Genomic DNA, 7,985 nt, shown 5'->3' on the forward strand with positions numbered 1-7,985 from the left:
GGGTGGTCGGGGCCGCTGACCGCCCCCTCCGCGACATCCCCCACCTGACCGAGGACGACCACGACCTGGTCCTGCGCTCCTGGAGTGAACCCGCTTCCGTGCCCGCTGGCCGACGCCGCGAGATCGGTCGCCTGCGGCAACCAGGAATGCCGAATTCCTCAGCCGATCTGGTGTCCTGGGTGGACGAGCAGGCCCGGCGGACTCCGGACGCGGTCGCCGTCACCGACGGCCGGAACACCCTGACCTACCAGGAACTCACCGACCGCTCCGCGCGACTGGCCGGCTGGCTCCGGTCCCAGGGCGTCGGCGTGGAGTCCCGGGTCGGGATCCGGCTGCCCCGCACCACGGATCTGCTGGTCGCTCTGCTGGCGGTACTGCGCGCCGGAGCCGCCTACGTTCCGCTGGACCCGGCTTACCCGGCCGAACGGGTCAGCTTCATAACCACCGACAGCGACCTGGAACTCGTGCTGAGCACCACCGAACTCGCCGACACCAACCCGGCCGGCATCGACACCGTCACCCTCGACGGAGCTGAGTTCGGCCACGTCCTGGACCAGGTCCGGGAGACGGGCCCCTGGCCGGTGCCGAGCCGGGCGGCGGCCTACCTGATCTACACCTCCGGATCCACCGGACGCCCCAAGGGCGTCGTGATCGACCGCGCGTCGATGTCGGAGCTGGTGTCCTGGGCCATCGACCACTACGGCCACGACGGCCTGCACAGGGTGATCGGATCGACCTCGGTCAACTTCGACGTGTCGGTGTTCGAGCTGTGGCCAGCCCTGTGCGTGGGCGGTGTCATCGAGCTGGTCCCAGACGTGCTGGCGGTGGCCGGCCAGTCGGGTTCGGCCTCGTTGCTCTCCGGGGTGCCCTCGGCGGTGGCCGGATTGCTGGACACCGGCGCCGTCACCGAGCTGGCCCCTGAACGAGTGGTCTTCGCCGGTGAGGCCCTGCCGGTTCCCCTGCTGGAACGGGTGCGTCGAGTGTGGCCGTCAGCGGGGATCGCCAACATCTACGGGCCGACCGAGGCCACCGTGTACGCCCTGGGCTGGTTCGACGGCACCGACCGGGGCCTCGGGTGGGGGACGGTGTCGGGGTCGGTGCCGATCGGTCGGCCACTGCCCGGCATCCGGGCGCGGGTGCTGGACCGCTGGCTGCGCCCGGTTCCGGTCGGGGTGGCGGGGGAGTTGTACCTGGGCGGCACCCGGGTGGCTCGAGGGTACGCGGGCCGGCCGGGGCTGACCGGGCAGCGGTTCGTCGCCGACCCGTTCGCGACCACGGGCGGGCGGATGTACCGGACCGGGGACGTGGTGCGGTGGCTGCCTGGTGGGTTGGTGGAGTTCGTGGGGCGGGCTGATGACCAGGTGAAGGTGCGGGGTTTCCGGATCGAGCCGGGTGAGGTCGAGTCGGTGCTCACCGAGACGGGGGTGGTGGCTCGGGCTGCGGTGGTGCTGCGGTCCGAGGGCGTGGGCGAGCGGTTGGTGGCGTACGTGGTGCCGTCGGCGGGGCAGACCGTGGACGGGGAGTGGCTGCGGGGGTGGGTGCGGTCACGGGTGCCCGAGTACATGGTGCCGTCGGCGGTGGTGGTGCTGCCGGAGCTGCCGTTGAACGCCAACGGGAAGTTGGACCGGGCCGCGTTGCCGGCGCCGGAGGCGGTGTCGGGCGTGGAGTACGTGGCGCCGTCGACGGCCGTGGAGAGAACCCTGTGCGAGTGTTGGGGAGAGCTGTTGGGGGTGGACCAGGTCGGGATCCACGACAACTTCTTCGACCTCGGCGGCGACTCCATCAGCAGCCTGCGCGTCCTGTGGCGACTGCGGTCCGACCTCGGTGCCGAACTGTCCCCGAGGGTGCTGTTCGACCACCCGACGGTGGCGGAACTGGCCGAGCACGTCGACCGCCCCGTCGACGCCCCCGACGAGACGATCCCGGGCCGCGCCGCGCTCCCGCCGCCGATCACACCGGCGGAGCGCGACGCCGACGCACCCCTTCCCCTTTCCTACGCGCAACAGCGGCTCTGGTTCCTCGACGACTTCGCCCCCGGCGGCACCGAGCACAACGTGGTCGGTGGGCTGCGGCTCGTGGGGCGACTCGACGTCGACGCGTTGCGCGGCGCGCTCACCGGACTGGTGACCCGGCACGAGTCGCTGCGCACCACCTTCGACTCGGTGGACGGGCACGGTGTGCAACGAGTCCACCCGCCGGCCGACCTGCCGATCCGCGTGGTCGACCTGTCGTCGGTGGACGCCGCCCGGCGGTCCGCGGAGCTGGACGGGCTGCTGGGTGTCGAGTCGACGACTCCGTTCTCACTGGGCACCGGGCCCCTGCTGCGGGTCCTGCTCGTCAGGGAGGCCAGTGACAGCCACGTCCTGGTGTTGGCGATGCACCACATCGTCACCGACGGTTGGTCCCTGGGCGTGATCACCAGGGACCTCACGGAGCTGTACCGGGCCGCCGTCGAGGGCACCCGGCCGGCGCTGCGACCGCTCCCGATCCAGTACGCCGATTTCGCCGTCTGGCAACGGAGCCACGCGGAGCGGCCGGGGACCGAGGCGCGGATCGACTACTGGCGTCGCCAGCTGGCGGGAGTGGAACCCCTCGAACTGCCCACCGACCGGCCCCGGCCGGCCGTGCGGACCTCCTCGGGAGGTGTGCGGGCGTTCACCGTGCCAGCCGAACTCCTCGACCGCCTTCGGGCCGTCGGATCCGAGGCGGACGCGAGCCTGTTCATGACGCTGACCGCCATCACCCAGTTGTTGCTGGCCCGGTACAGCGGCCAGTCCGACATCGCCGTGGGAACGGCGGTGTCGGGCCGGGAACGTGCCGAACTCGCCGACCTGGTCGGGTTCTTCGTCAACACGGTCGTACTGCGCACCAGGATCGACGAGACCGCGTCCTTCGCCGAACTGTTGGCGGGGGTGCGGGAGACGGTGCTGGACGCCTTCGCGCACCAGGACGTCCCCTTCAGCCAGCTGATCGACGAGTTGGCGCCCGAACGGGACACCAGCCGGACACCGCTGGTGCAGGCGATGGTGGTGCTGCAGAACACCCCGGACGAGACCTTCGACCTGCCCGGTATCCGGGTGGAGGGAGTCCCGGTCGGCCGGGAGGCCGCCCAGTTCGAACTGACGCTCAGCTTCGCCGAGCAGGACGGGGCTCTTTCCGCGGGTGTCGAGTACAACAGTGACCTGTTCGACGCGGGGACCATCGACCGGTTGGTCTCCCACTGGCTGGCGTTGGCGGACCGGGTCAGCTCCGGCCCCGATCGTCGCCTGACCGAGGTACCCCTGTTGACAGCGGGGGAGCACCGTCGGACGGTGGTGGACTGGAACCACACCGACCGGCCCGACCTGCTGGGGCCCACCGTCGTGGAGGCGGTGGAACGCCAGGTCGCCGCCACCCCTGACGCCGTCGCCGTCGACGCCGGAGGGTCCACCCTCACCTACCGGGAACTGGACGTCGCGGCGAACCGGCTCGCCCACCACCTGGTCGACCTCGGCGTCGGCCACGAATCGCCGGTCGCCGTCAAGGTCACCCGATCGACGAACCTGGTGGTCGCGCTGCTCGCGGTGCTGAAGGCCGGCGGGGTCTACGTGCCAGTCGACCCCGAGTACCCGGTCGAACGCACCGCCTTCATGATCGACGACAGCGGAGTCGAGGTCGCGGTTACCGAACGTCCCCTGGCCGTCGGCCTGCCCGGACACGTGACGATCCTCGCCGTGGACGACCCCGGGACGGCTGAGGTCATCGCAACGCGACCCGACTCCGCCCCCACCCGGCCGGCCACCCACCCCGACACCGCCGCCTACGTCGTCTACACGTCGGGGTCCACCGGCCGCCCGAAGGGCGTCGTGGTCCCCCACCGCGGGATCCTCGGCATGGCGACGGCGCACGTGGAGGCCCTCGGCCTGGGGTCCACCAGCCGTGTCCTCCAGTTCGTCTCCCCGAGCTTCGACGTCTCCGTCGCCGACATCACCATGGCGCTCGTCAGCGGGGGAACGACCGTACTCCCACCGCCGGGACACCTGGTCGGCGCCGAGTTCCTCCAACTGCTGCGTGACCTGCGGGTCACCCACGCCATGTTGCCGCCCGTCGTGATGGGAACGGTGACCGACGTCGACCTGCCCGAACTACGCGGCGTCGTGGCGGGCGGGGACACGCCACCGCCGGAGGTGGTCCGCAGGTGGGCACCGGGACGTCTGCTGCTCAACGGCTACGGCCCGACCGAGACCACCGTCTGCGCCACCATGAGCGGCCCGGTCGCGTCCGATCTCAACGGAGTACCACCGATCGGGGGGCCGATCGCCAACACGCGCGTCCACGTGCTCGACGATCGGCTCCGTCCGGTCGCCGTCGGCGTCCCCGGTGAGCTCTACGTCGCCGGGGCCGGACTGGCCAGGTGCTACGCGCACCGCCCCGGGCTGACCGCCGAACGGTTCGTCGCCAACCCCTTCGACGCCGGGGGCGGGCGGATGTACCGGACCGGTGACCTGGTGCGCTGGCTGCCGGACGGCCAACTCGACTTCCTCGGCCGGGTCGACAACCAGATCAAGATCCGCGGTGTCCGCATCGAACCGGGCGAAATCGAGAACGTGCTCGCCCAGGCCCCGGCCGTCGCCCAGGCCGCCGTCATCGCGCGTGAGGACCAGCCCGGTTCCCGGCGGCTCGTCGCCTACCTCGTTCCGGAGCCGGAGGCGGAGGTCGAGGTCGACGCCGTGCGGGAACGGGCCAGGACGACGCTCCCGGCGCACATGGTTCCGGCGGCGTTCGTGGTGCTCGACGCCCTGCCGCTGACGGTGAACGCGAAGCTGGACCGCGAGGCGTTGCCGCTCCCTGACCAGGACCGTCGTTCGACGTACGTACCGCCTGCCAACGATATCCAAAAGTCGTTGTGCGCGGTCTGGGCCGACGTGTTGGGTGTGGACCGGGTAGGGGTGGCCGACAACTTCTTCGACCTGGGTGGGGATTCGATCCTGAGCATTCAGCTGGTGTCACGGGCACGCCGGGAGGGACTGGCGTTCACCTCCCGCGACCTCTTCCTGCATCCGACCGTCGCCGCGCTGGCGGAGGGGCTGGCCGGGTCCGGCTCGGCCTCGACGCTCGACGCGGACCAGGGCGTCGTGACCGGTGCGGTCGCCACCACCGCCATCCAGCGCTGGTTCTTCGACACCCATCCCGTCGCCCCGCACCACTTCACCATGTCGGTGTCCTTCGACGTCGTCCCCGACGTGGACGTCCCGGCGCTGCGCGCGGCCGTGGCCGGCCTGTTGGTCCAGCACGACGCCCTCCGCATGGTCTTCGAACCCGACGGCGACGGCCAGTGGAGGGGAACGGTCACCGACCGGACCCAGCTGGACGCCGTGTTCAGCCACCACGACCTGCGAGGGACCTCCGACGTCGAGACGGCTTGGGCAGAGGTTGTCACTCGCGCCCAGTCCGGGCTGGACCTTCGAGGAGGTCCACTGCTGCGAGTCGTCCTCGCCCACACCGATGACGGCGACCCGCGGCTGTTGCTGACCGCCCACCACCTCGTCGTCGACGGCGTGTCGTGGCGCATCCTGCTGGCCGACCTGGCCACCGCCTACGACCAGGCGAGGAACCGCCAGGCCGTGGACCTGGGCGTCAAGACCAGCCCCTTCCCGGTCTGGGCCCGCCGCATGGTCGACCACGTCGAGGGCGGCGGTTTCGACGACGAACTCGACTACTGGAACTCGCTCGTCGAGGACGTGGAGGTCGAGCTGCCCCTCGACAGGCCGACGGGTGGGAACACCGTCGCCGACCGCGCCACGCTGTCGGCCTCACTCGGGGAGGACGACACCCGCGCGTTGGTCCACCGCGTGCCTGGTGCGTTCCGAACCCAGGTCGGCGACGTCCTCCTCACCGGACTCTCCGCCGTCCTGTGCCGTTGGGCAGGGCGGGACCGGGTCGCGATCAGCCTGGAAGGGCACGGCCGCGAGGAACTCTTCGACGACGTCGACGTCACCAGGACAGTCGGCTGGTTCACCTCGATGTACCCGGTGGCGCTGCGGCTCCCGGCGGACGGCGACTGGGCCACCACGCTGCGCGCCGCCAGGAAACAGCTGCGGGCCGTCCCTCGGCGCGGAGTTGGCTACGGACCGCTGCGGTACCTCGCCGCGGCCGACTCGACCCGTAACGCGCTCGCGGCGGCCCCCGAGCCCCTGGTGAGTTTCAACTACCTCGGTCAGGCCGGGTCGGACGCCTCCGACGCCGAAGCGACCCTCTACCGGGCACAGCGGTGGTGGACCGGCCAAGACCATGCACCGGACGAACGTCGCAGCCACCTGCTGGACGTCATCGCGTTCATGCGGAACGGCCAGTTGACCTTCGACTGGCACTACTCGGCGGCAGTGCACGACGAGGCCACCGTGCGACGGCTCGCCGAGGACTGCGTGGAAGGCCTGCGGGTTCTGGTCGCGAGCGCGACCCGAGGAAAGAGCGGGTCGTGATCTCCGAGTGAGGGGAGGCCCGGCCGGCGGACGGACCGGCCGGGCGGATGAGGTGCCGGTGCCACGCCGGCGGACCGGTGTCCCGGCCCGCCCGCGTCTCCGCGCGTGGTCGACCTGGCGTCGCTGAGCGGCCAGGGTGAGGAGAAGCAGATGGAAACGCCGTCGTCGCGAGAGAATCGGGCCCGGGCGCTGCCGGCGCACCTGCGGGAGGCCCTGCGCAGGAGGCTCAGCGGGCAGACCAGCCAAGGCACCATCGGGCGGGCCTCCCGGGACGGCGTGCTCCCCCTTGCCCCCAGCCAGCAGCGCCTGTGGTTCCTCGACGAGTTGTCGCCCGGCGATCCCGGCCACAACTCGTCGCTCGGGCTCCGGCTCCTCGGTGTCCTCGACGTCGAGGCGCTGCGAACCGCCCTGCGGGAACTCGCCGCCCGGCACGAGTCGTTGCGCACGGTCTTCGCCGACACCGACGGACGCGCGACCCAGCACGTCCTGCCGGAGCCGGACCTCCCACTCCGCGTGGTGGACGGACATTCCGATCGGGGCGTCGAGCCGTCAGGGGACGCACTACCCGCTGTCGTCCGTGCGGAGCTCAACACCGGCTTCGACCTGAGGTCCCGACCTCCGGTGCGGGCGCTGCTCGTGCGGCTCGCCCCCGAGGAGCACCTGCTGGTGCTGTCCATGCACCACATCATCACCGACGGCTGGTCCGCCGGGGTGATCACGCGGGAGATCCCAGCCCTGTACACGGCCGCGCTGGAAGGCACGAACGCGGGGTTGCCGGACCTCCCCGTCCAGTACGCCGACTACGCGGTGTGGCAACGCGACCAACAGGACAGCCCCGACCTCAGGCGGCAGCTCGACTACTGGCGACGGCAGCTCGCCGATCTCGCCCCTGTGGAACTGCCCACCGACCGACCTCGCCCCACCACCTCCACCTCCGCCGGTGCCGTGCACGAGTTCCGGCTCCCGAACAGCACCAGCACCGGCCTTCGGGAACTCAGCGAGCAGCGCGGGGTCACCCTCTTCATGACGCTGACGGCCCTCACCCAGCTGTGGCTGTCCAGGCGCAGCGGACAGGACGACATCGCGCTGGGAACCGTCACCTCGGGGCGGGACCACCCGGAGCTCGAACGACTCGTCGGCTTCTTCGTGAACACCCTCGTCCTGCGCACCCGAGTGTCCGAGTCCAGAGCGTTCGCTGACCTGCTCGACTCGGTCAAGGCCACGGTGCTGGACGCCTTCGGGCACCGGGAGGTCCCCTTCGACCGGGTGGTGGAGGCACTCGCGCCGAACCGCGATCGGGGCGGGAACTCCCTGGTACGAGCGCTGCTGGTGCTGCAGAACACTCCGAGCGAGCACAGCGGGCCGGCGGGGCTGAGGATCGAGGACTTTCCGCTGCCCACCGAGAGCGCGCGGTTCGACCTCACTCTCGAACTGCGCGAGGACGCCGAGGGGCTGGTCGTCGCACTCGAGTACGCCACCGATCTGTTCGATGCCGGCACGGTGGAGCGGTGGGCCCGGGACTGG

The 7,985-nt window shown here is 71.2% G+C and carries 2 protein-coding genes; both read left to right on the forward strand.

Going from position 1 to position 7,985, the window contains the following annotated elements:
• The first annotated feature begins 146 nt into the window (after positions 1-146).
• Complete coding sequence (locus ACTIDRAF_RS30630) at positions 147-6,461, forward strand: non-ribosomal peptide synthetase (RefSeq protein ID WP_211215404.1); 6,315 nt, start codon at positions 147-149, stop codon at positions 6,459-6,461.
• Positions 6,462-6,611: 150 nt separating this feature from the next.
• The coding region (locus ACTIDRAF_RS30635) for a condensation domain-containing protein (protein ID WP_245533614.1) at positions 6,612-7,985 on the forward strand (1,374 nt) is incomplete at its 3' end.

It is taken from the genome of Actinoalloteichus spitiensis RMV-1378 (assembly GCF_000239155.1).
Taxonomy (GTDB): Bacteria; Actinomycetota; Actinomycetes; order Mycobacteriales; family Pseudonocardiaceae; genus Actinoalloteichus_B; species Actinoalloteichus_B spitiensis.

What these genes read in the sequence shown, in the direction of transcription:
- ACTIDRAF_RS30630 (WP_211215404.1), top strand. Translation starts at nt 147, where the DNA reads ATGCCGAATTCCTCAGCCGATCTGGTGTCCTGGGTGGACGAGCAGGCC.